Annotated in this window: 21 protein-coding genes and 4 tRNA genes; 15 read left to right on the top strand and 10 right to left on the bottom strand. The window is 62.8% G+C overall.

All coding sequences use genetic code 11. From position 1 onward, the window contains the following. Position 1: 1 nt before the first annotated feature. Positions 2 to 946, top strand: coding sequence for a 4-hydroxy-3-methylbut-2-enyl diphosphate reductase (gene ispH / locus HWQ56_RS24775; RefSeq protein WP_158153813.1), 945 nt, complete (start codon positions 2 to 4; stop codon positions 944 to 946). On the opposite strand, the gene HWQ56_RS24770 is transcribed toward ispH, so the two are convergent. Next, entirely contained in the window at positions 943 to 1,467 is a 525-nt protein-coding gene (locus tag HWQ56_RS24770; RefSeq protein ID WP_176571993.1) for a GspH/FimT family pseudopilin, read from the bottom strand. The two genes, ispH and HWQ56_RS24770, sit on opposite strands and share 4 nt — an antisense overlap. Before the next feature lie 143 nt (positions 1,468 to 1,610). On the opposite strand from HWQ56_RS24770, the gene HWQ56_RS24765 reads away from it, so the two are divergent. The 7 genes from HWQ56_RS24765 to thiO all read left to right on the top strand — a co-directional run bounded on the left by HWQ56_RS24765 (position 1,611) and on the right by thiO (position 8,467). After that, entirely contained in the window at positions 1,611 to 2,075 is a 465-nt protein-coding gene (locus tag HWQ56_RS24765; protein ID WP_158153811.1) for a GspH/FimT family pseudopilin, read from the top strand. Next, on the top strand, positions 2,072 to 2,566 hold the full coding sequence (pilV, locus tag HWQ56_RS24760) for a type IV pilus modification protein PilV (RefSeq protein WP_158153810.1): 495 nt from the start codon (positions 2,072 to 2,074) through the stop codon (positions 2,564 to 2,566). The genes HWQ56_RS24765 and pilV overlap by 4 nt, the downstream gene beginning before the upstream one ends. Next, complete coding sequence (locus HWQ56_RS24755; protein WP_158153809.1) at positions 2,563 to 3,291, top strand: PilW family protein; 729 nt, start codon at positions 2,563 to 2,565, stop codon at positions 3,289 to 3,291. Before pilV ends, HWQ56_RS24755 begins: the two co-directional genes overlap by 4 nt. An 88-nt stretch (positions 3,292 to 3,379) precedes the next feature. Beyond that, complete coding sequence (locus tag HWQ56_RS24750) at positions 3,380 to 3,814, top strand: pilus assembly PilX family protein (protein ID WP_245217804.1); 435 nt, start codon at positions 3,380 to 3,382, stop codon at positions 3,812 to 3,814. Then, positions 3,804 to 6,932, top strand: coding sequence for a pilus assembly protein (locus HWQ56_RS24745; RefSeq protein WP_158153808.1), 3,129 nt, complete (start codon positions 3,804 to 3,806; stop codon positions 6,930 to 6,932). The genes HWQ56_RS24750 and HWQ56_RS24745 overlap by 11 nt, the downstream gene beginning before the upstream one ends. A 13-nt stretch (positions 6,933 to 6,945) precedes the next feature. Next, on the top strand, positions 6,946 to 7,335 hold the full coding sequence (locus HWQ56_RS24740) for a type IV pilin protein (RefSeq protein WP_158153807.1): 390 nt from the start codon (positions 6,946 to 6,948) through the stop codon (positions 7,333 to 7,335). A gap of 22 nt (positions 7,336 to 7,357) precedes the next feature. After that, complete coding sequence (gene thiO / locus HWQ56_RS24735; RefSeq protein ID WP_158153806.1) at positions 7,358 to 8,467, top strand: glycine oxidase ThiO; 1,110 nt, start codon at positions 7,358 to 7,360, stop codon at positions 8,465 to 8,467. 58 nt (positions 8,468 to 8,525) lie between these two features. On the opposite strand, the gene HWQ56_RS24730 is transcribed toward thiO, so the two are convergent. The 4 genes from HWQ56_RS24730 to HWQ56_RS24715 all read right to left on the bottom strand — a co-directional run bounded on the left by HWQ56_RS24730 (position 8,526) and on the right by HWQ56_RS24715 (position 12,968). Then, the gene (locus tag HWQ56_RS24730) at positions 8,526 to 9,866 is read right to left on the bottom strand and encodes a sigma-54-dependent transcriptional regulator (RefSeq protein WP_158153805.1); all 1,341 of its coding nucleotides are present in this window, start codon (positions 9,864 to 9,866) and stop codon (positions 8,526 to 8,528) included. A 2-nt stretch (positions 9,867 to 9,868) separates the two neighbouring features. After that, complete coding sequence (locus tag HWQ56_RS24725; protein WP_158153804.1) at positions 9,869 to 11,461, bottom strand: sensor histidine kinase; 1,593 nt, start codon at positions 11,459 to 11,461, stop codon at positions 9,869 to 9,871. Continuing rightward, on the bottom strand, positions 11,451 to 11,684 hold the full coding sequence (locus tag HWQ56_RS24720; protein WP_158153803.1) for a PP0621 family protein: 234 nt from the start codon (positions 11,682 to 11,684) through the stop codon (positions 11,451 to 11,453). The genes HWQ56_RS24725 and HWQ56_RS24720 overlap by 11 nt, the downstream gene beginning before the upstream one ends. A gap of 258 nt (positions 11,685 to 11,942) precedes the next feature. Then, positions 11,943 to 12,968, bottom strand: a complete 1,026-nt coding sequence (locus HWQ56_RS24715; RefSeq protein WP_158153802.1) for an outer membrane protein assembly factor BamD — start codon at positions 12,966 to 12,968, stop codon at positions 11,943 to 11,945. A gap of 149 nt (positions 12,969 to 13,117) precedes the next feature. Between HWQ56_RS24715 and rluD the strand changes: the two genes are divergently transcribed. The 7 genes from rluD to HWQ56_RS24680 all read left to right on the top strand — a co-directional run bounded on the left by rluD (position 13,118) and on the right by HWQ56_RS24680 (position 18,335). Continuing rightward, positions 13,118 to 14,080 (top strand): 23S rRNA pseudouridine(1911/1915/1917) synthase RluD, encoded by a 963-nt coding sequence (gene rluD, locus HWQ56_RS24710; RefSeq protein WP_158153801.1) that lies wholly within the window; start codon positions 13,118 to 13,120, stop codon positions 14,078 to 14,080. Further along, positions 14,077 to 14,811 (top strand): peptidoglycan editing factor PgeF, encoded by a 735-nt coding sequence (pgeF, locus tag HWQ56_RS24705; protein ID WP_176571992.1) that lies wholly within the window; start codon positions 14,077 to 14,079, stop codon positions 14,809 to 14,811. Before rluD ends, pgeF begins: the two co-directional genes overlap by 4 nt. Before the next feature lie 182 nt (positions 14,812 to 14,993). Beyond that, positions 14,994 to 17,558, top strand: a complete 2,565-nt coding sequence (gene clpB / locus HWQ56_RS24700; RefSeq protein WP_158153799.1) for an ATP-dependent chaperone ClpB — start codon at positions 14,994 to 14,996, stop codon at positions 17,556 to 17,558. A 360-nt stretch (positions 17,559 to 17,918) separates the two neighbouring features. After that, positions 17,919 to 17,994, top strand: a tRNA-Asn gene (locus HWQ56_RS24695). Positions 17,995 to 18,004: 10 nt separating this feature from the next. Continuing rightward, positions 18,005 to 18,081: transfer RNA gene (locus HWQ56_RS24690), tRNA-Pro, on the top strand. Positions 18,082 to 18,086: 5 nt separating this feature from the next. Beyond that, a tRNA-Lys gene (locus HWQ56_RS24685) sits at positions 18,087 to 18,162 on the top strand. A 96-nt stretch (positions 18,163 to 18,258) separates the two neighbouring features. Further along, positions 18,259 to 18,335: transfer RNA gene (locus HWQ56_RS24680), tRNA-Pro, on the top strand. 49 nt (positions 18,336 to 18,384) lie between these two features. Here the strand turns inward: HWQ56_RS24680 and hutC are convergent. The 5 genes from hutC to HWQ56_RS24655 form a co-directional block, all read right to left on the bottom strand. Then, positions 18,385 to 19,098: a histidine utilization transcriptional repressor HutC gene (gene hutC / locus HWQ56_RS24675; protein ID WP_176571991.1), complete on the bottom strand. Its 714-nt coding sequence runs from the start codon at positions 19,096 to 19,098 to the stop codon at positions 18,385 to 18,387. After that, on the bottom strand, positions 19,095 to 20,630 hold the full coding sequence (gene hutH, locus HWQ56_RS24670) for a histidine ammonia-lyase (RefSeq protein ID WP_158159022.1): 1,536 nt from the start codon (positions 20,628 to 20,630) through the stop codon (positions 19,095 to 19,097). Before hutH ends, hutC begins: the two co-directional genes overlap by 4 nt. 233 nt (positions 20,631 to 20,863) lie before the next feature. Beyond that, complete coding sequence (locus tag HWQ56_RS24665; protein ID WP_176571990.1) at positions 20,864 to 22,159, bottom strand: NAD(P)/FAD-dependent oxidoreductase; 1,296 nt, start codon at positions 22,157 to 22,159, stop codon at positions 20,864 to 20,866. Between the two features lie 87 nt (positions 22,160 to 22,246). Continuing rightward, complete coding sequence (locus tag HWQ56_RS24660) at positions 22,247 to 22,420, bottom strand: DUF3094 domain-containing protein (RefSeq protein WP_158159026.1); 174 nt, start codon at positions 22,418 to 22,420, stop codon at positions 22,247 to 22,249. Positions 22,421 to 22,521: 101 nt separating this feature from the next. Next, positions 22,522 to 23,151: a DUF1780 domain-containing protein gene (locus HWQ56_RS24655; RefSeq protein ID WP_158159028.1), complete on the bottom strand. Its 630-nt coding sequence runs from the start codon at positions 23,149 to 23,151 to the stop codon at positions 22,522 to 22,524. Between the last annotated feature and the right edge of the window lie 38 nt (positions 23,152 to 23,189).

Raw genomic sequence — 23,189 nt, 5'->3', positions numbered from 1 at the left:
CATGCAAATCAAACTCGCCAACCCCCGTGGCTTCTGCGCCGGCGTGGACCGCGCGATCGAAATCGTCAACCGCGCCCTGGAGGTCTTCGGCCCGCCGATCTACGTGCGCCATGAAGTGGTGCACAACAAGTTCGTGGTCGAAGACCTGCGTAACCGCGGTGCCATCTTCGTCGAAGAACTGGACCAGGTGCCGGACGACGTCATTGTCATCTTCAGCGCCCACGGTGTTTCCCAGGCCGTGCGCCAGGAAGCGGCCGGCCGTGGCCTGAAAGTGTTCGACGCTACGTGCCCGCTGGTGACCAAGGTGCACATCGAGGTGGCGCGCTACAGCCGTGACGGCCGCGAATGCATCCTGATCGGCCACGCCGGGCACCCGGAAGTGGAAGGTACCATGGGCCAGTACGACGCCAGCAACGGCGGCTCGATCTACCTGGTCGAAGACGAGAAGGACGTGGCTACCCTGGCGGTGCGCAACCCCGACAACGTCGCCTTCGTCACCCAGACCACCCTGTCGATGGACGACACCAGTCGCGTCATCGACGCGCTGCGCACGCGTTTCCCCAACATCGGCGGCCCGCGCAAGGACGATATCTGCTACGCCACGCAAAACCGCCAGGACGCGGTCAAGCAGCTGGCTGACGAGTGCGATGTGGTCCTGGTAGTGGGCAGCCCCAACAGCTCCAACTCCAACCGCCTGCGCGAGCTGGCCGAGCGCATGGCCACCCCGGCGTACCTGATCGACGGCGCCGAAGATATGCAACAAAGCTGGTTCGACGGCGTGCAGCGCATCGGTATCACCGCCGGTGCCTCGGCACCGGAAGTGCTGGTGCGTGGCGTGATCGAGCAGCTGCGTGCCTGGGGCGCCACGGGCGCCGAAGAGCTGGACGGGCGGCCGGAGAACATCACGTTCTCGATGCCCAAGGAACTGCGCGTCAAGGCCATCTAGGTCTGCACTGAACAAAGGGCCTGCTGGGCCCTTTTGTTCGTCAGGTGCACGCGGCCGCTCTTGGCCACCACCACCTGGTAATGGCTCTCTCCCGTTTTTCCATCACACACGTGCACGGTGCCGGCCTGAAACGCGCCGTTGTCCTGCAGCGCCCAACCCTGGCCCGTGAACCGCACTTGCTCACGTACCGGTGTGTTGCCCTTCACCAGCATCCTGGGCATACCCTGATGCACTCGCAGTACCGGGTTGTCGGTATCGCTGGCGCCCTTGCCACTTTGGTCGGCGATGACCCGCCAGCCGTTGGCCCAGTCACCTTCCAGGGCATGCATGAGCACATCGCGGTGCTCCAGCACCGCGTCGGTACGTGCCGCCCGCAGGCTTGCCAGCAGCTCCTGGGCGATGACCTGGCGCCGGTGGCTGGCGAGCATTTCCTCATAGGCCGGGGCCGCCAGGTGCAGCAACACACTGGCGATGGCGAGCGTTATCAACAACTGCAGCAGCGTGAAACCTTGTTGGGGCATGCCGAGGCTCCTTGCGTGGCAACGCGGTGACGAGTTCGTACAGATGAACGCTGATCCCTCTGGAACAACCGTATATCCTGTGCGCTGCTTTAGCGCGGGCACTGCTGGTTTATAGTCCAAGCGCATTCGGGGGAGTGGGGTAAATGGATTCAAGACGTAATGGGTTCACCATGGTGGAGATGGTGGTGACGGTGGCGATTCTGGCCATCATGGCTGCCATCGCGCTGCCGTCGTACACCAAGCTGATCGCCAACAACCGGGCGGACTCGGAAACCAATGACCTTTACCAAGCCCTCAATTACACCCGCATCGAAGCCATCAACCGCGGCCTGAGCGTACGCATCACGCCTGCTACGGCAGGGGCCTGGACCGGCGTCCTCAATATCGCCCTGAGCTCGGGCGGCACGACGCTGCGGGTGATCCCCGGGATGTCCAGCCAGGCGAAGCTGGCGTTCAGCACCACGGCCGCCTACATCGAATTCAACAACCTGGGCGGGCTGACCTTCCCGGCGTCCGCGCTCAACCTGACCTACACCCAGGGCACTGTCACCCGCAGCCTGGGCGTGTGCCTCAATGGTCGTATCGTCTTGAGCGGAACCTGTACATGAGCCTGAAAACCGCCCAGCGGGGCTTTTCATTGATCGAAGTGCTGGTGGCCTTGCTGATTCTGGCCATCGGCCTGCTGGGCGCGGCCGCCATCCAGGTGAACGCCTTGAAATACACCGACAGCTCGGCCATGCGCACCCAGGCCAGTTTCATCGCCTATGACATGCTCGACCGCATCCGCGCCAACAACGGCGCCAACTACACCCTGGCCTCGGCGCAGGCCGCGACCACCACCACCGCCACCTCCGACCCTCGGGCGCTGGACTGGTCCGACTTCAAGACCAATATCAACAGCGGCCTGGGTGGCAGTAGCAACGCCGACGGCTCCATCGCCATCGCCAACAACGTCATTACCATCACGATCAAATGGGGGGATGCGCGGGCGGGCAACAGCGTGAACGCGATCAACGCCACGACGGCCAATCAGAACACCAATACCCAGACGTTCACGTTGGTGTCCAGGGCGTTCAATGACGGCACGGTGACCCAATGAGAAAGCATTGCGCCGGTTTCGGCCTGATTGAGTTGATGGTGGCGATACTGCTGGGCCTGATCATCCTGTTGGGTGTCTTGCAGATATTCGTGTCCGCCAAGAATACCTACCTGGCGCAGAATGCATCAGCGGCCATGCAAGAAGACGCGCGTTATGCGTTGAGCAAGATGGTGCAGGAAATTCGCATGGTGGGGATGTTCGGGTGCGTGGAGACGGTCACGCCGGACGCCACCGCCGCTGATTTCATCGCCGCCCAGGTGAGCCCGATCACCTACGTGACCACCACGGTCGGTACCGTGACCACTGGAACGTTGACCTTGATCACCGGGGATGTGGGCAGCAGTACCACGCCGACCTGGACCATTCTCACCGATTGCGTCACCAGCCCTTCGACCGTTTCGGCTGGCGCCAAGACGGCTACTGGGATGATTGCATTGCCAATCCGCAAGGTGATTTACACCTACAACAGCACCACCCAGCAATTGCTGACCGTGTCTGGCACTACCCAATCGGTGCTGATCAGTAACGTCGCCGCCATGAGCGTGCTGTTTGGCATGGCTGCCGACACCAGCGTTGGCAGCCCGATTACTTCCTACACGGCAACGCCTGCTTCCGCGGCCAACATTCGCAGTGTACGCATCACCCTGACCTTGTCCGATCCCAATGGACGAGTGGCCAACCAGACCTTCAACGTCGTTGCGGCTATTCGCAACCGCTTGCCATGAGGACGGTGCCGATGAAGCGCGGTCGCCCCTTTGCCTCCCCCCGAGCCAGCGTTCCCAGCAAGGCATGGTCCTGCTGGTGGCGTTGGTGATGTTGCTGCTGATTACCATGATCGGCGTTTCATCCATGCACAACGCCACCTTGCAGGAAAAAATGGCCAGCAGCGTGCAAACCCGAAACACGACCTTCCAGGCGGCCGAGGCAGCTTTGCGCGCGGGTGAGAATGCAGTCGCCACCACAGGTTATACTTTGGCCAAATGCACTACGACCACGACCTGTGCGCCGCCACCTGCCACCGACTACAACCAGGTAACGACCGCTGGGGTCTACGGTACCGCCGGCATTACCTGGGTGGCGGTGGGCACCACGGGCTTCTACGGCGTACAGATGATCGGCACCACCAGCGACCCGGCCAACAGCAGTTCCACCAGTGCTTCGTTGTACCGCATTACCGCTATCGGTTTCACCGCGGCGACGCCGTTGACCAACCCGCGCTCGGTACTGGAGAGTGTGTATGCGAAATAGCAAACGGACTCTGCGGCGCTGCCTGGGCCTGCTGCTGGGCATGTGCCTGGTGTTCTTCGTGGGAATACCGGCACAGGCCTTCGCCCCATCTACATCGCCACTGCTCAGTGCGGCGGCGGTGACGCCCAATGTCATGCTGTTGGTCGACGACTCGGGCAGTATGAACAGCATCATCTGGGCAAGTGGTTTCGACTCGACGGCCACGCCTTCCCAGATCTATATCTGTGCTTCCGACAGCAATTGCCTGTTCGGGCAGGCGCTGGATATGACCGATACCAGTATTTTCATTTCCGACCTCAACCGCGGCGGGTGCTCCAGTGGCTGGTATGGCTTCTACCGCGGGCTGCTGGGGCTAGCGTCTATCTGCCTGAAGCTGCCCGACCCCGTGGGCAGTGGCAACACCCGCTACTCGGCAGCCTACCTGGCTTATCTGGTCAACCTGGCGAATGGTAAAAACACCGACTTCACCACCGGTACCATACCGACCGACTACCGCATCAACGTGGCCCGCACGGTGTCTGCGGCGCTGGTGGCTGCCAATCGCAACCTGCGTTTCGGCCTGGCCACGTTCAACTCGCCCACCAATGCCGACCGCGGGCCGGGTGGTTATATCGCCCGCTCCATCAGTGACTTGCAGGCGGTGAGCGGCAGTACCACGACCGCGCAGGCCACCACCAACTACAATAACCTCGTCAGTTCCATCAACGCCCTGGCGGCGGTGGCCAACACTCCGCTGGCGGAGACCTATTACGAAATCACCCGCTACATGCGGGGTATGGCGCCTTACTACAACTCTTCCCCAACCACCTATACGAGCCCCATTCAGTACCGCTGCCAAAAGAATTTCGGCGTGGTGATCACCGATGGCCTGCCTACCTACGACCGTACGTTCCCTACCAATGACCCGCTGGGCGGCAAGAATCTACCCAACTGGGATGGCATCAACAATGACGGCGCAAACCTGAGTGGTGATAGCGAGGGTGACACGCTCTACCTGGATGACATCGCCAAGTTCGCCTACGACATCGACATGCGCGCGGCGTCCACCACCAGCACCGATGCCGCCGGCAAGAGTTGGGACGCGGCCGATTTCCCCAAGCAGAACATGCTGACCTATACCGTGGGGTTTACCTCTTCGAACCAGATGCTGTCGGATGCAGCGAGCTATGGCCATGGCAAGTACTATCAGGCCAGCGACAGCACCAGCCTTACCGCAGCACTGTCTTCGGCGCTCAGCGATATCACCTCCAAGGCCGGGTCCGGTGGGGCAGGCGCCACCAACTCTTCGACGTTGACCTCCAGCACTGTTTACTACCAGACGCTTTATGACCCAGCCGACTGGCGCGGGGTTATCAATGCCTACGCGATCAGCACGGCGGGCGTGATCAGCTCCACCGCCAGTTGGACGACCAATACCACCATGGCGGTCGGCACCACGGCGCCTACGTTCGAGTCGTATAACACCAGCACCGCGCTGCCTATTACCATGAACTATGCCAACTACTCCAGCGCGCAGCAGGCCGTCTTGACCGCCAGCGTCCCGTCAGGCGTGACAGCTACCAGTCTGGTGAACTGGGCCAAGGGTACTAACGTCACTGGCCTGCGTACACGCACGGTACTGATGGGCGATATCATCAATTCGCCCCTGACGTTGGCGGCGGCCACCGATCAGACCGCGTCGGACTTGACCAACGACTCTACCTATACGAGTTTTCTGGCGATCAAGTCGGCGAACATGACGCCTCGTTTGCTGGTCAATGCCAATGATGGTTTCTTCAACGTACTCAATGCCAATACCGGTGTGCGCGACTATGCCTACATGCCCTCGACGGCATTGCCATCGCTGGAAAAGGTTGCCGATACCACCTATGTCAACGGCACGTCCCATACCTTCCTCAACGACGGCCAGATTGCAGTGTTCGATGCGCAGATCAGCAGCGCCTGGAAAACCATCGCACTGACCGGTACAGGCGGCGGTGGAAAGGCGTATACGGCTGTACAGATCTTCGACGCGGCGACTAAAAGCAGTACGCCCAAGGCATTGTGGGAATTGCGTCCGGATACCGCAACCACGTTCGCGAACCTCGGCTATGCCTACTCCAAGCCCGAAGTGGCCCGCTTGCCTGACGGGACCTGGGCAGCGTTCATCGCAAACGGCTATGGCAGCACCAAGGGGGTGGCATCACTCTTCGTGGTAAACCTGGCGACCGGGGCGCTGATCAAGGAGATCGTGGCGGAGAGCAGCAACGGCAGCAATGGATTGTCGTCGGTCAAGCTGAAGGTCAATGCCTCCAACGTGGTTCAGGCCGCGTACGGCGGGGACCTGTTGGGCCACATGTGGAAGTTCGACCTCAGCAGTACGTCCACAGCAAGCTGGGCGGTGGCGTTTTCCGGTAGCCCTCTGTTCACGGCGCCGGGCGGTGCCACCCAGCCCATCACCGCTCAGCCCTTGTTGGTAACCAACAGCACCAGCGGCAAGATGGTGTATTTCGGCACAGGCAAACTGCTGGAAACCACGGACAAGACCACCACCGATAGCGAGGCGTTCTATGCGGTATGGGATGCCGACAATGCCACCGGCAATTACACCGTGTCCAACCTGCAAGCGCAGGCAGTAACGGGCACCTATACCTCTGGCAGCAGTCAGTATCTGACCACCACCTCGAATGTGACGGACTACACCTCGCAGAAAGGCTGGTACATCCCGCTGGTCTACGGCACCCTGCTGACCGGTAACCGGGTTATATACCAAGCGGCGTATACATCTGGCAGGGTGATCTTCACCACCGCCGACATTGACACTACCGACCCTTGTTCCAGCCAGGGCAGCGGTTACATCATCGAGTTGGATGCCCTCAACGGCAGCTTGCTGAGCTACCCGGTGCTGGACACCAACGGCGACGGTTCGGTCAATGCCAGTGACACCAGGGTCAGTGGCCTGTATATCTCCACGGGCATTCCCGATCTGAACGCCATTGTCAGTGTGGCGGCGACCTCCACGACGGCGGCGAGCCAGCGCAAGATCGTCAACGATTCCAGCGGTACACTCACGGTGCTGGTGGAGGCCGCAGGATCGGTGACCACGGCGAGCCGTATCATGTGGCGGCAAATCCAATAGAAGGACTCTGAACATGCAACGAAGCACCCGCGGGTTCACGCTGATCGAACTGATGATCGTGGTCGCGATCGTCGGCATTCTGGCTGCCATCGCCTACCCGAGCTACACCAACTACGTGCGCAAGACTCACCGCGCGGAGATTACCGAGCTGATGTCTGAGACGGCGCAAAACCTGGAACGCTGGTATTCCAAATACGGTACCTACGCCGGGTTTCCCAACCCGTCGAGCAACGCCTGGTACACAGTCATACTGGGGAGTACTGCCACTACCTATACCCTGACAGCCACACCCATTGCCGGTACCCTGATGGCCACCGACACCTGCGGTGCGTTCACCCTGGACAACACCGGCCTGCGCAGCAGCTCCGGCACCACGGCCACCGCCACCTGCTGGGGCCGTTGAGCTCACTGAAACTGGATCAAGCATGCCCACACAACAACAAGTGATCATCGTCGGCGGCGGCGTCATCGGTTTGCTGACCGCCCTGAACCTGGCGCCCCATGTAGGCCACGTCACCCTGCTGGACCGCTCCGGCCTGGGCCAGGAATCGTCCTGGGCCGGTGGCGGCATCGTTTCGCCGCTGTATCCCTGGCGCTACAGCGCCGCGGTCACGGCACTGGCGCACTGGTCGCAGGATTTCTACCCGCAATTGGGCGCGCGGTTGTTCGCCGATACCGGCATCGACCCCGAGGTACACACCACCGGCCTGTACTGGCTGGACTTGCCGGACGAAGACGAGGCCCTGGCTTGGGCCCAGCGCCTGAACCGGCCCCTGAGCAAGGTGGACATTTCGGCTGCCTACGACGGGGTGCCCGTACTGGGCGGCGGTTACCGCAGTGCGGTGTACATGGCCAATGTGGCCAACGTGCGCAACCCGCGGCTGGTGAAGTCGTTGAAGGCCGCCTTGCTGGGGCAGCCGAACGTGACCGTGCGCGAGCATTGCGAGGTGCGAGGCTTCCTGCGCGATGGCCAGGCCGTGGTCGGGGTGAATACGGCTGACGGTGAGTTGCATGGCGACCAGGTGGTGCTGACCGCTGGCGCCTGGAGCGGCGACTTGCTGGAAAGCCTGGGCGTGCGCCTGCCGGTCGAACCGGTGAAAGGGCAGATGATCTTGTTCAAGTGCGAGGCGGATTTCCTGCCAAGCATGGTGCTGGCCAAGGGGCGCTACGCCATTCCCCGTCGTGATGGGCACATTCTGGTGGGCAGTACGCTGGAGCATGAGGGCTATGACAAGACCCCGACCGTCAGCGCCCTGGAGAGCCTGAAGGCGTCTGCGGTGGAGTTGCTGCCAGCGCTGGCCGATGCCCAGCCGGTAAAGCATTGGGCGGGATTGCGGCCGGGGTCGCCGGAGGGCATTCCGTTCATTGGGGCGCTGGAAGGCTTTGATGGGCTATGGCTGAACTGCGGGCATTACCGCAATGGGCTGGTGCTGGCGCCGGCCTCGTGCCAGTTGTTTGCCGATTTGATGCTGGGGCGCGAGCCGATCATCGATCCTGCGCCATATGCGCCAGCGGGGCGTTTGGCGGGGGATTAGCGGCGTCTGCTTCCCGAGCTTCGCCCGGTCCACAAAGGCAGATCGCGTTCGCCGGTCCCTACTCCAGCCCCAGCTTTTTCAGGCGGTAGCGCATCGACCTGAACGACAGGCTCAGGCGCTGCGCCGCCGCCGTGCGGTTCCAGCGAGTTTCTTCCAGCGCCTGAAGGATCAGCTTGCGCTCGATGTTCTCCAGGAAGTCTTCCAGGTTATCCACGTTGGTCAAGTCTGGCACACCGCCCTCGGCCACGGGCGCGGTGTCGCTCAGGCGCAGGTCGCTGGCCTCGATGCGCTCGTTTTCGCACAAGGTGTACGCACGTTCGAGCATGTTCTCCAGTTCGCGCACGTTGCCGGGGAAACGGTAGGCCTTGAGGGTTTCCAGCGCGGTGGCGCTGAGTTGCGCGGGCGGCAGGCCGCTGCCGTGGGCCAGGCGCTTGAGCACCTTGTTGGCCAGCAGGGCGATGTCTTCACGGCGTTCGCGCAGGGATGGCACGCGCAGTTCGATGACGTTGAGCCGGTAATACAGGTCCTGCCGGAAGCGCCCGGCCGCCACTTCGGCGGCCAGGTCCTTATGGGTGGCGCAGAGGATGCGCACGTCCACCACCACCTCGCTCTGGCCACCGACGCTGCGAATGGCCTTTTCCTGAATCGCGCGCAGCAGCTTGACCTGCATGGCCAAGGGCAGGTCGGCTACCTCATCGAGGAACAGCGTGCCGCCCTGGGCCGCCTGGAACAGCCCGGGCTTGTCTTCCATGGCGCCGGTGAAGCTGCCTTTGCGGTGGCCGAAGAATTCGCTCTCCATCAATTCCGAGGGAATCGCGCCGCAGTTCACCGGCACGAAAGGCAGGTCGGCGCGTGGACCCTGTTCGTGGATCAGCCGGGCGACTAGCTCCTTGCCGCTGCCCGACTCACCACTGATGTACACCGGCGCCTGGCTGCGCGCCAGGCGCACGATCTGTTTGCGCATGGCCAGCATGGGCGGCGAATCGCCCAGCAGGCGGTCATCGATGCTCGGCTGCTCGGCGGTCTGGCCTTGCAGGCGCAGGGCGCTGCCCACCAGCTCCCGGAGCCGGGCGAGGTCCACCGGTTTGGTCAGGAAGTCGAATGCGCCAGCCTTGAGGGCATTGATGGCGGTGTCCAGGCTGCCGTAGGCGGTGATCATGGCCACCGGCACCTGGGGAAAACGCTGCTGGATATGCTGCACCAGGTCCAGCCCGGTGCCGTCGGGCAGGCGCATGTCAGTGAGACACAGGTCGAACGGCTCGCGAGCCAGGCAGTCACGGGCTTCCTTGACGTTGCGCGCGCTGCGGGTGTCGAGCTTCATCCGGCCCAGGGTGATTTCCAGGAGTTCGCGGATGTCCGGCTCATCGTCGACGATCAGGATCTTTTGCCGTTGGCTCATGTTCAAGTCAGCTTCCGTGCATGGGCGAACGTGATTCGCAGGCAACTGCCACCGCGCTCACGTGGTTTGTAGTCTAGGTGCGCCTGGTTGCTTTCGCACAGCTCACGGGAAATGTAGAGGCCCAATCCTGTTCCTTTGGTCTCGGTGGTGAAGAAAGGTTCGAAGATGTGTTGCAGTTGATCGGCCGAAAAGCCGGGACCATCATCCAGCACGTCGAGAATCGGCAGGCCGTTGGTCGGTTCGATGAACAGGTTCAGCCAAACCTGGGCCTGGCCATGGTTGTGGGCGCTGTAACGCAGGCCGTTGTCCACCAGGTTGGTCAGCACCTGGGTCAGGTGATGCGGGTCCATGCGGGTTTCGATGGGGCCATCCGTGACGTACAGGTGCAGGGCCTGGTTGGCGGTGGCTGTGGTGCGGAAGTCGGCCAGGAACTGCTGCAGGAAACTGCTCAGGTCCAACGGCTGCGGCTCGGCCTGGCGACGGCGGGACAGTTGCAGCACGTTCTCGATGATCAGGTTCATGCGCTTGGACTGGTCCTTGATGATCTGCGTCAGGCGCAGGTCGGCTGGGTCCAGGGTCTCGGACTCCTGCAGCAGTTGGCCGGCATGGCTGATGGCGCCCAGCGGGTTGCGGATTTCGTGGGCGATGCCGGCAGTCAGGCGCCCCAAGGCCGCCAGCTTGAGTTGCTGGGCCTGTTGGGCGATCTGCGACAGGTCTTCGAGAAACACCAGGGTCTGTTGCTGCTCGCCGCGGCGCAGGGCGATGAAGCTTGGCTGTACCGATGGCCCGGTCGGGGTGAACTTCAGGCTGCGCAGGCGCAGCGTGGGGTTGGTGCGCCATTGCAGCAAGCGCTCCACCAGTTCGGGGGAGTAGGCGGTGATGAGCTGGCCATTGAGGTGGTAATGGCCGATCAGTTTCAACGCGCCTTCATTGGCCAGTTGCACGCGGTTGACCGTGTCCAGCACCAGGATGCCGGTGCGCATGCGCTGCAGGATCAGGGCGTTGAGTTCTTCCAGGTTGGTGACGTCGCTGGCGCGCTGTGAGGCCAGGTTTTCGCTGACCCGCAGCAGGCGTGTCAGGGCTTGCACCATCAGCGCCACGGCAAAGCACAGGACGCCCAGAGTGCTGGCCTGCACGTAGTTGGTGGTGCCATTGGGGCGCAGGAAGTTGAGGTAGAACGTCAGGTAAATGATGCCGATGCTGCCCAGCGCGGCGATCAGCAGGCCGTTGCGCCCGCGTAGCAGCAGGTTGCTCATGGCCACCGAGGCGATCATCAGGTTGCCAATGCCGCTGGGCGTGCCGCCACCCGCGTAGAACAGCCCCGAGAGCATGAGAATGTCGAACAGTGCCAGGGCGAATACGTGGCCTGGCGGGCGCAGCTTCTCCAGCAGGATCACGGCACCGATGTTGATCAGCAGGTAGGCCCAGCTGCCGTTGCGGAACCAGGTGCCGTTGGCCAGTTCCAGCAGCTTGTCGTCCATGTCGCTGGAAATCAGCAGGATCAGGGTGATGCCGATCGTCAGCCGATAGAGGTGGTACAGGCGCAGCATCCGCCGCGCCTGGGGGCCCCCGGGCAGGAAGGTCTCAGCGCTCACGGGCGGCCGGGCCCTGTTCCAGGTGCCCCTGGCTGCAGAACCATTGGTGGTCACGGCTCAAGGCGCGGTCCTTGGGCAGGTGAACGCCGCAGTGGGCGCAGCGCACCATTGGCAGCGTCTGGTCGCCGCCCTGGGGGGCCGGTCGCGGGGCGTTGGGCTTGATCTTGCGCCACAGCCACAGGGCGGCGAAGACAATGGCGATCCAGAAAATCAGGCGAATCATGGTGTGCGGCTCGAACGGAAAGGGATGCGGCAGTGTAGGAGCGGGCAGGGCGGGGGACAAGCGCGGGCGGGTATCGGCAGTGATATCTTTTTGATGGCTTCAACCCGCTACCTTTCCCCTGTGGGACCGGGCGAAGCTCGGGAAAAGGGCAACGCGCTTCTTCAGGCGCCAAGCGGTGTGCACGCTCGGCGCGTATATATATTTTCGCGGATACAAAAAAAGAGGCCCGCAGGCCTCTTCTTGCTATCGCAGCGCTGCTCAGTCGAACAGGCCGAAGGTCAGGTAGCTGAAGAAGCCACGCTTTTTCTTCGGCGAATCGTCGATCGGCTTGGCCGGCTCGTCGGCGGTACCGCCCTGGTCAGCAGGCAGCAACTCGTGCGGGATAGCGTCCTTGTCGTCCTGGAACTGCTTGGTCAGTTCCTGGTTGGCACGGGTTTCACCCGGTGGCAGCGGCGCGCTGGTGCCCACCAGGCCCAGGGTGGCCTTGGTCAGCCAGGAGCGGTTGTCGGCTTCCTTCTGCTGCGGCACGAACTGGCCGTCCACCAGTTGCGGGTGGTCCGGGTAGTTCAGCTTCAGGGTTTCCAGGCTGGTGGCCGCCAGTTCGTCCAGGCCCAGGCGCTGGTAGGACTCCACCATCACGGCCAGGCCGTCGCCGACCGATGGGGTTTCCTGGAAGTTTTCCACCACGTAGCGGCCACGGTTGGCGGCAGCGACGTAGGCCTGACGGGTCAGGTAGTAGTCGGCCACGTGGATCTCGTAGGCCGCCAGCAGGTTGCGCAGGTAGATCATGCGCTGCTTGGCGTCCGGCGCGTAGCGGCTGTTGGGGTAGCGGCTGGTCAGCTGGGCGAACTCGTTGTAGGAGTCGCGGGCAGCACCCGGGTCACGCTTGGTCATGTCCAGCGGCAGGAAGCGCGCCAGCAGGCCGCGGTCCTGGTCGAACGAGGTCAGGCCCTTGAGGTAGTAGGCATAGTCGACGTTCGGGTGCTGGGGATGCAGGCGGATAAAGCGCTCGGCTGCCGACTTGGCGGCTTCGGGCTCCGAGTTCTTGTAGTTGGCGTAGATCAGCTCCAGCTGGGCCTGGTCGGCATAGCGGCCGAACGGGTAGCGGGAATCCAGCGCCTTGAGTTTGGCGGTGGCGCTGGTGAAGCTGTGGTTGTCCAGATCGGCCTGTGCCTGCTGGTACAGCTCGGTTTCGCTCAGGTTTTCGTCGACCACTTCTTTCTTCGACGAACAGGCGGCCGTGAGTCCGAGGATGGCGATCAGCAGCAGGTGTTTCACTTGCATGGCGGCTTGCGTCCCTATGACGGCCGCTGTCTTGGGCGTGACCGTCCTGTTATGATGGGCGCCCCGTGAAACCCTCGGGGCAAAAGACGCCGTATTTAACCACAAGCGTGCAGCCGAAACCAAAGGCTGTGCCGCCGCCTAGTCCGAGCATGTCCGAGATCATACAACTTAGCGCAGAGGTGCCGTCCGAATTGGGCGGCCAACGCCTCGATCAAGTCGCCGCACAATTGTTCGCCGAGCACTCGCGCTCGCGCCTATCCGCCTGGATCAAAGAAGGCCGCCTGACCGTGGACGGTGGCGTGCTGCGCCCGCGTGACATCGTCCATGGCGGCGCCATCCTGGCCCTTTCCGCCGAGCAGGAAGCCCAGGGCGAGTGGATCGCCCAGGACATCGAGCTGGACATCGTCTACGAAGACGACGACATCCTGGTCATCAACAAGCCTGCGGGCCTGGTGGTGCACCCGGCTGCCGGCCACGCCGATGGCACCCTGCTCAACGCCCTGCTGCACCATGTGCCGGACATCATCAATGTGCCGCGCGCGGGCATCGTGCACCGCCTGGACAAGGACACCACGGGCCTGATGGTGGTCGCCAAGACCATCCAGGCGCAGACCAAACTGGTCGCGCAGCTGCAAAGCCGTACCGTCAGTCGGATTTATGAGTGCATCGTCATCGGCGTGGTAACCGCCGGCGGCAAGATCAACGCCCCCATAGGCCGGCATGGCCAGCAGCGCCAGCGCATGGCGGTGATGGAGGGCGGCAAGCCGGCCGTCAGCCACTACCGCGTGCTGGAGCGCTTCCGCTCCCACACCCACGTGCGGGTGAAGCTGGAAACAGGCCGTACCCACCAGATCCGCGTGCACATGTCGCACATCAACTTCCCGTTGGTGGGAGACCCGGCCTACGGCGGTCGCTTCCGCATTCCGCCGGCCGCCAGCGCGACCATGGTCGATGCGCTCAAGACCTTCCCGCGCCAGGCCCTGCATGCGCGCTTCCTGGAGCTGGAACACCCGAGCACGGGTGAGCGCATGAGCTGGGAATCGCCACTGCCCGACGACTTCGTCTGGCTGCTGTCGCTGCTCAAGCAGGACCGCGAGGCGTTCGTCGGGTGAGTGACTTGACGCAGGCCCTGATATTCCCCGATTGGCCGGCACCGGCCAATGTGAAAGCCTGCGTCACCACGCGAGAGGGCGGTGTCAGCGCCGCGCCTTTCGAGCATTTCAACCTGGGCGACCATGTGGGCGACAGCCCTGCCGCGGTCGCCGAGAATCGTCGGCGCCTGACCCAGGCCTTCGGCATTCAGCCGGCGTGGCTCAAGCAGGTGCATGGCGTCGCCGTGGCCCATGCCGACCCGTCGGTGATTGCCGAGGCCGACGCCAGCTGGACTTCGACGCCGGGTATCGCCTGCACGGTGATGACCGCCGACTGCCTGCCCGCGTTGTTCTGCGACCGCGCCGGTACCCGCGTGGGCGCGGCTCACGCAGGCTGGCGCGGGCTCGCCGCCGGGGTGCTGGAAGCCACGGCCGAAAGCCTGGGCGTGCCGGCGAGCGAAATTCTGGTGTGGCTGGGGCCGGCCATCGGCCCGCGCAACTTTGAAGTGGGCGCTGAAGTGCGCGACATCTTCATGGCCAGCCATCCCGAAACCGCCGAAGCCTTCGTGCCCGGTGCGGCGCCGGGCAAGTACCTCGCCGACATCTATGCGCTGGCACGGGTGCGCCTGGCGGCACTGGGCATCACAGCCGTTTACGGCGGTGGTGAATGCACCATCGAGGATCTACGCTTCTTCTCTTACCGGCGTGCGCCGCAGACGGGGCGCTTTGCCTCGTTGATCTGGCTGGATTAAACGCTATCCCTTGTGGGACCGGGCCAAGCTCGGGAACCAGGCGCTGCCGATTTGATGATCTGGGTCAAGCTCCTGCCGCTTGAATATTGAACAATCCCCCCCATCTATATCGGTATCTCAGGCAGGTTTATCTTCATCAGGTGTGTCCATCGCTCCGGCCTGCCCCTTTAGGAAGGTGACTCATGCGTATAGACCGTTTGACCAGCAAGCTGCAATTAGCCTTATCCGATTCCCAATCCCTGGCCGTTGGCATGGACCACCCGGCCATCGAGCCCGCGCACCTGATGCAAGCGCTGCTCGACCAGCAGGGTGGTTCCATCAAGCCGCTGTTGATGCAGGTCGGCTTCGACGTGAACAGCCTGCGCAAGGAGTTGAGCAAAGAGCTCGACCGCCTGCCGAAAATCCAGAACCCCACCGGCGACGTGAACATGTCCCAGGACCTGGCGCGCCTGCTCAACCAGGCCGACCGCCTGGCCCAGCAGAAAGGTGACCAGTTCATCTCCAGCGAACTGGTATTGCTGGCCGCCATGGACGAGAACAGCAAGCTGGGCAAGCTGCTGCTCGGCCAGGGCGTGAGCAAGAAAGCGCTGGAAAATGCCATCACCAACCTGCGCGGCGGCGAAGCGGTGAACGACGCCAACGCCGAGGACTCGCGCAAGGCCCTGGAAAAGTACACCGTCGACCTGACCAAGCGTGCCGAGGAAGGCAAGCTGGACCCGGTGATCGGCCGCGACGACGAAATTCGCCGGACCATCCAGGTGCTGCAACGCCGCACCAAGAACAACCCGGTGCTGATCGGTGAGCCTGGTGTGGGCAAGACCGCCATCGCCGAGGGCCTGGCCCAGCGCATCATCAATGGCGAGGTGCCCGACGGCCTGCGCGGCAAGCGCCTGCTGTCCCTGGACATGGGCGCGCTGATCGCCGGCGCCAAGTTCCGCGGCGAATTCGAAGAACGCCTCAAGGGTGTGCTCAACGACCTGTCCAAGCAGGAAGGCCAGATCATCCTGTTCATCGACGAGCTGCATACCATGGTCGGCGCCGGCAAGGGCGAGGGCTCCATGGACGCTGGCAACATGCTCAAGCCGGCCCTGGCCCGTGGTGAACTGCACTGTGTGGGCGCCACCACGCTGAACGAGTATCGCCAGTACATCGAAAAAGACGCGGCCTTGGAACGGCGCTTCCAGAAAGTGCTGGTGGACGAGCCGAGCGAGGAAGACACCATCGCTATCCTGCGTGGTCTCAAGGAACGCTACGAGGTGCACCACAAGGTGGCCATCACCGACGGCGCGATCATTGCCGCGGCCAAGCTCAGCCATCGCTACATCACGGATCGCCAGCTGCCGGACAAGGCCATCGACCTGATCGACGAGGCCGCCAGCCGTATCCGCATGGAAATCGACTCCAAGCCTGAGGTGCTCGACCGCCTGGAACGTCGCCTGATCCAATTGAAGGTGGAATCCCAGGCCCTCAAGAAAGAAGACGATGACGCAGCCATCAAGCGCCTGGAAAAACTGACCGAGGAAATCGCCCGCCTGGAGCGCGAATACGCCGACCTGGAAGAGGTGTGGACCTCGGAGAAAGCCGAGGTACAAGGCTCAGCCCAGATCCAGCAGAAGATCGAGCAATCGCGCCAGGAGCTGGAAGCGGCCCGTCGCCGTGGCGACCTCAACCGCATGGCCGAACTGCAGTACGGGGTTATCCCGGACCTGGAGCGCAGCCTGCAGATGGTCGACCAGCATGGCAAGAGCGACAACCAGTTGCTGCGCAGCAAGGTCACCGAGGAAGAAATTGCCGAAGTGGTGTCCAAGTGGACGGGTATTCCCGTGGCGAAGATGCTTGAAGGCGAGCGGGAAAAACTGCTGAAGATGGAAAGCCTGCTGCACCAGCGTGTCATCGGTCAGGACGAGGCCGTGGTGGCCGTCGCCAACGCCGTGCGCCGCTCCCGTGCCGGGTTGTCCGACCCCAACCGCCCAAGCGGCTCGTTCATGTTCCTGGGCCCAACCGGCGTGGGCAAGACCGAGCTGTGCAAGGCGCTGGCCGAATTCCTCTTTGATACCGAGGAGGCCATGGTGCGCATCGACATGTCCGAGTTCATGGAGAAACACTCCGTGGCGCGGTTGATCGGTGCACCGCCGGGCTATGTGGGGTATGAAGAGGGCGGCTACCTGACCGAGGCCGTGCGTCGCAAGCCGTACTCGGTGGTGCTGCTGGATGAGGTAGAGAAAGCTCACCCGGATGTGTTCAACGTGCTGCTGCAAGTATTGGATGACGGCCGCCTGACCGACAACCAGGGCCGCACCGTGGACTTCCGCAACACGGTGATCGTGATGACCTCCAACCTCGGCTCGGCGCAGATCCAGGAGTTGACCGGTGACCGCGAAGCCCAGCGTGCGGCGGTAATGGACGCGGTGAGTTCGCACTTCCGGCCAGAGTTCATCAACCGTATCGATGAAGTGGTGGTATTCGAAGCCCTGGCCCGCGACCAGATCGCCGGTATTACGCAGATCCAGTTGGGCCGCCTGCGCAGCCGCCTGGCCGAGCGCGAGCTGAGCCTGGTGCTGAGCGATGAGGCCTTGGACAAGTTGATCGCTGTGGGCTACGACCCGGTGTATGGCGCTCGGCCGCTCAAGCGCGCCATCCAGCGCTGGATCGAGAACCCCCTGGCGCAACTGATCCTGTCGGGGCAGTTCCTGCCCGGCACCACCGTGACCGCCACGGTAAAAGACGATGAGATCGTATTTGCCTGACGGGTGAATGCAGTGCCTCTGCAGGACCGAGCGCCGCCCGGTCCTGCAGCCAGGCCCGGCATTCGCGGGCTCCTGAAAAAATTGAAGCTAAATGCATGTTTCTATTTGCATTTCCAAAAAACCTTTAGTAAAGTGCGCCCCGCAGTAACGGCAACCCACAGATCACCACGCAACACCGGGATCTGAAAATAGTTTGAAATTCAGTAAGTTGAATGAAAATTAGGGGTTGACAAGGGTTTTGAAGGTTGTAGAATAGCGCGCCTCAGAGGCACTAACGTAGCGATACGGAAGCGTCGAAGAGTTCGAAGCGGTAGGAATACAGGTTCGAAGCTTGCTGTAGATGTAACTGAAATTGATAGTTCCGTGATAGCTCAGTCGGTAGAGCAAATGACTGTTAATCATTGGGTCCCAGGTTCGAGTCCTGGTCACGGAGCCAAATTTCATATCGGGGTATAGCGCAGTCCGGTAGCGCGCCTGCTTTGGGAGCAGGATGTCAGGAGTTCGAATCCCCTTACCCCGACCATTTTTGGGTCGTTAGCTCAGTTGGTAGAGCAGTTGGCTTTTAACCAATTGGTCGTAGGTTCGAGTCCCACACGACCCACCATTTTTGACTCCAGTTCGCTGGGTCAGATCTTAAAAGACCTTCAGAGTAACGTCTGAAGGCATCAAAAAAGGCGCCTTCTGGGTGCCTTTTTTGTACCGGGGTATAGCGCAGTCCGGTAGCGCGCCTGCTTTGGGAGCAGGATGTCAGGAGTTCGAATCCCCTTACCCCGACCATCTTCAGAAAAAAGGCGTCCCTGGTGGACGCCTTTTTTATGCCCCGCGTTCAGCTTTTGCCGACCGCCATCCTGCTGCCCAGGCGGTAGCGCGAAGACGGGTGTACCAGCCGCACATAGGTCACTGCGCGTTCGCCGTGCCAGGTGCGCCGTAGCAACACCAGGCAGGCCTCATCTGGTTCCATGCACAGCAGCCGTGCTTCTTCTTCGCTGGGGTGGCCTGCCTCGACGATGTGTTCCATTTCATCTGGCCGAATCACCTGCAACAGATAGCTGGCCGGCTGCAATTGCGCACCAAAGTCCTGTGCCAGCAACTGCGGCACCAGCTCGGGGTTCACGTAACGGTCCTCCAGTTGCACCGGCACACCTTCTTCAAGGTGCACGCACAGCAGGTGAAACAACGAAGCCCCGGTGGGCACGCCCATGGCGGCGGCGACAGCCATGCTGGCAACCACCCGGCCCATTTCCAGCATCCTGCATTCATAGCGATGCCCCCGCGCCAGGACTTCGTCGCCGATGTTGCTGATGCGCATCAGGTTGGACTGCGGCTTGTGCTCGGCCACGAAGGTGCCCACGCCATTGACCCGCACCAGCCGGCCTTCCTCGGCCAGCTCGCGCAGGGCGCGGTTGACGGTCATGCGCGACATGCCGAGGGTTTGCACCAACTGGTTTTCCGAGGCGATCAGGTCGCCAGGCTTCCAGTCACCGGCCCGGACCTTGTGCAGCACAAAGTCCTTGGCCTTCTGGTAGAGCGCCTGGGTCATCCCTGGTACAGCTCGCTGAAGGCCAGCCAGCGGCCAAACACACCGTCTTCCACCCAGCCGCGGGCAGCGGCGATGTCAGGGGCGAAATAGCGGTCTTCGTCGTAGTGGGCCACGCCTTCGCGGATGAACTGCATCACTTGGGTGAGTTTCGGCGAGGTTTGCAACGGCGCCAGGAGGTCGATGCCTTGGGCGGCACCGAGCAGTTCGATAGCCACCACCGCGCTGCTGTTGCCGGCCATGTCCAGCAGTCGGCGAGCGGCGAAGGTGGCCATGGAGACGTGGTCTTCCTGGTTCGCCGAGGTGGGCAGGCTGTCAATGGAAGCAGGGTGGGCCAAGGTCTTGTTCTCGGAGGCCAGGGCCGCCGCAGTCACCTGGGCAATCATGAAGCCAGAGTTCAGGCCGCCTTCGCGCACCAGGAAGGCGGGTAAGCCGGACAGGGCCGGGTCCACCAATTGCGCGGTACGGCGTTCGGACAGCGCGCCGATTTCCGAGATGGCCAGGGCCAGCACGTCGGCGGCCATGGCCACGGGCTCGGCGTGGAAGTTGCCCCCCGACAGCACATCACCGTCGGCGCTGAACACCAACGGGTTGTCCGACACGGCGTTGGCCTCGCGCAGGAAAACACCCGCGGCGAAACGCATGTGGTCCAGGCAGGCGCCCATCACCTGAGGCTGGCAGCGCAGGGAGTAGGGGTCTTGCACGCGCTTGCAGTCGGCATGGGACTGGCGGATTTCGCTGGTGCTGCCCAACAGGTCGCGGTAGTACGCTGCCGCGGCGATCTGCCCGGGCTGGCCGCGCACGGCCTGGATGCGCGGGTCGAAGGGCACGGCCGAGCCTTTCAGGGCTTCGACGGTCAAGCTGCCCGCCACCACGGCGGCGCTGAACAGTTTCTCGGCAGCGAACAGGCCGCGCAGGGCCAGGGCGGTGGACACCTGGGTGCCGTTGATCAAGGCGAGACCTTCCTTCGGCCCCAGCTCAAGCGGCTTCAACCCGGCGATGGCGAGGCCCTCGACGGCATCCATTTCACGGCCTTCATGGCGCACCCGACCGACGCCGATCAGTACGGCCGACATGTGCGCCAGTGGCGCCAGGTCGCCCGAAGCGCCTACCGAGCCCTGGGACGGGATGCAGGGGAACACCTTGGCGGTGTACAGGCTGCGCAGTGCCTCGATCAGCTCCCAGCGTACCCCGGAGAAACCACGCGCCAGCGATGCCACTTTCAGCGCCATGATCAGGCCCACGCTGGCGTCATCCAGCAACGGGCCGGTGCCCGTGCAGTGGGACAGCAGCAGGTTGCGTTGCAACTTGGCCAGCTTATCGGTGGCGATGGACGTGCGGGCCAGCAGGCCAAAGCCGGTATTGATACCGTACACGGTGCGTTCGTTGGCGATGATCTGGCTAACGGTGTTGGCGCTGGCAGCCACCACATCCCGGGCCGAGGCATCCAGCTCGAACGGAGCTTGCTGCTGATAGATGGCGCGCAGTTGGTCGAGGTCGAAATGGCCGGGCAGGATATGCAGTGGGGCGGGCATGGCGGTGTCCTGATGTCAGGTTGTGAAGGGAGCTATATAAGCCTGTATATACAGGTATAGCAAGCGTCACGTCGCCGGTAAAGCGCACCTTGTCGCAAATAGAATGGATAGTCCGTAGCAGCGGACCCGGCCGCGTCACAGCCACCGCGCAGTGTCAGGCGAACCGCATCTACCGCGGACGCGGCCTTGCGGCCACTGCTACACGTGGCAGCGGCCGAAGGGTGGGGAGGGGATCAGTGCAGTTTGAGGCGAGGCTCGGTGCCGCGGCCGATGCGGCTGCCCAGCATCAGCATCATGGTCTTGAAGGTGCCATACAGCGCCATCTGGTGCATGCGGTACAGCGACACGTAGAACATGCGCGCCAGCCAGCCTTCCAGCATCACGCTGCCGGTCAGGTTGCCCATCAGATTGCCAACGGCGGAGAACTTCGACAGCGAGATCAGCGAGCCGTAATCCTTGTAGGTGTATTCCGGCAATTCCTTGCCTTCGATGCGCAGTTTAAGCGACTTGGCCAGCAAGGACGCCTGCTGGTGGGCGGCCTGGGCACGCGGTGGTACGTTGCGGTCGGTGCCTTTCTGCGGGCAGGCGGCGCAGTCACCAAAAGCGAAGATGTTCTCGTCGCGGGTGGTCTGCAGGGTCGGCAGCACCTGCAGCTGGTTGATGCGGTTGGTCTCCAGGCCGTCGATGTCCTTGAGGAACGCCGGCGCGCGGATACCTGCCGCCCAGACCTTCAGGCTGGCCGGAATGACTTTGCCGTCCGCCGTCATCAGGCTGTCGGGGCCAACTTCACTCACTGAGGCGCCGGTCAGCACCGTAACCCCGAGTTTTTCCAGGGTCTTGTGCACCGGGTTGCCGATGCGCTCGGGCAGGGCAGGCAGTACACGCGGGCCGGCTTCGATCAGGGTGATGCGCATGTTCTGCGGCTTGATCTTGTCCAGGCCGTAGGCGGCCAGCTCGTGGGCAGCGTGGTGCAGCTCGGCGGCCAGCTCCACTCCCGTGGCCCCGGCGCCAACGATGGCGACGCTGATCTGGCTGTCCTGGTCGTGGTGGGCGTGGGCGCGCAGGTAGTGGTTCAGCAATTGCTGGTGGAAACGCTCCGCCTGCTTGCGGGTGTCCAGAAACAGGCAGTTCTGCGCCGCGCCCAGGGTGCCGAAGTCGTTGGTGGTGCTGCCCACCGAAATCACCAGGCTGTCATAACCCAGGGTGCGCGCAGGCACCAGTTCCAGGCCGTTCTCGTCCAGGGTCGCAGCCAGCTGGATCTGCTTGGCGGCGCGGTCCAGGCCGCTCATGCGCCCCAGCTGGAATTCGAAGTGGTTCCACTTGGCCTGGGCCACATAGTTCAGTTCGTCTTCCGAAGAGTTCAGCGAGCCGGCGGCCACTTCGTGCAGCAGGGGTTTCCAGATATGCGTCAGGTTGGCGTCGACCAGGGTCACGCTGGCGGTGCCACGCTTGCCCAGGGTTTTACCCAGGCGGGTCGCCAACTCCAGGCCGCCGGCACCACCGCCGACAATCACGATACGATGTGTCATTCAAAGTACTCATAAGGTTTACGGAATTCTGTAGGTCATGGGTCAAGGCCGCTTCTGGCGGCCGGTTCCGGGCGAGCGCAAGGCAGCTCAAAGCACCAGGTAACTGATCAGACGGCTCAACAGGCCAAGGCCGACGGTGATGGCCACCGTCAGCACCAGGAGCATCCACGGCCGAAAAGGCCGGCGCTCGACTCTGTGCTGGGGCAGCTGCAGGTAATCATCCACGCGTTGCTGATCTTCGGGACTCAAACGGCTGCTCATCGTGACCTCGGAAGGTAGACGCTTCTGACTGTGGGAAAAGTACAGTGTTCCACAACGAAGGCATATAAACCACTGCAGGACCGGCCTGTGGAAGTGGTGGGTTACAGGCTGATGCCCACATCGAAGACGATGCTGCGCCCCAGGTTGCTGCGCAGGAAATCCGGTGCATCGGGGTGGGCGAACAACACCCGGGCGAAGGTCGGGCCCACCAGCGACAGCGAGCGCCAGCCCTGGCGCAGGTATTCGGTGGGCGGTGGGAAATGGCTGTTGAGGTCCAGCACTTCGCGCTTGAGGCTGGCGAAAGCAATGATGTCCAGCTCACCCAGATCCAGCCCGCGCTCCTTGTAGTTATGCGACTTCTTGCGCAAGGTCGGCGCTAGCCGCTGCAAGAGCTCCGGTGCGCCGATACGTCGGGGCCGGGCTTCGCGCCGCACCAGTTGGGCCAGGGAAAAGGCACTGCGGCGGCGTTGCAGTTCCTCGCGCCATTCGTCATTGAGCCTGCGCCCTTCATCGAGCACGAAGAACACCTCGAAGCTGGCATCGCGGAACAGCACGTCAGGCGGCTCCTGCCCGGCCGGGTTGAACTCCTCGGCCCGATAGGGAATGTTCAAGCCTTGCAGCAGGCGCTGGCAGACCCAACGCTCGCGCTCCCATTTGCGGGCATTGGACAGGAACGCATTGGCTTGTTCGGCCTGGATGGTGAGCAGGCGCAGGTAATCTGAGTCATCCATGCACACAAGCTTAGCGTTCAAATGCGCTTTGCAGTGAA

This window comes from Pseudomonas eucalypticola (assembly GCF_013374995.1).
Taxonomy (GTDB): Bacteria; Pseudomonadota; Gammaproteobacteria; order Pseudomonadales; family Pseudomonadaceae; genus Aquipseudomonas; species Aquipseudomonas eucalypticola.
The sequence above is the reverse complement of the archived record's forward strand: the minus strand, read 5'-3'. Positions and strand labels throughout refer to the sequence as shown.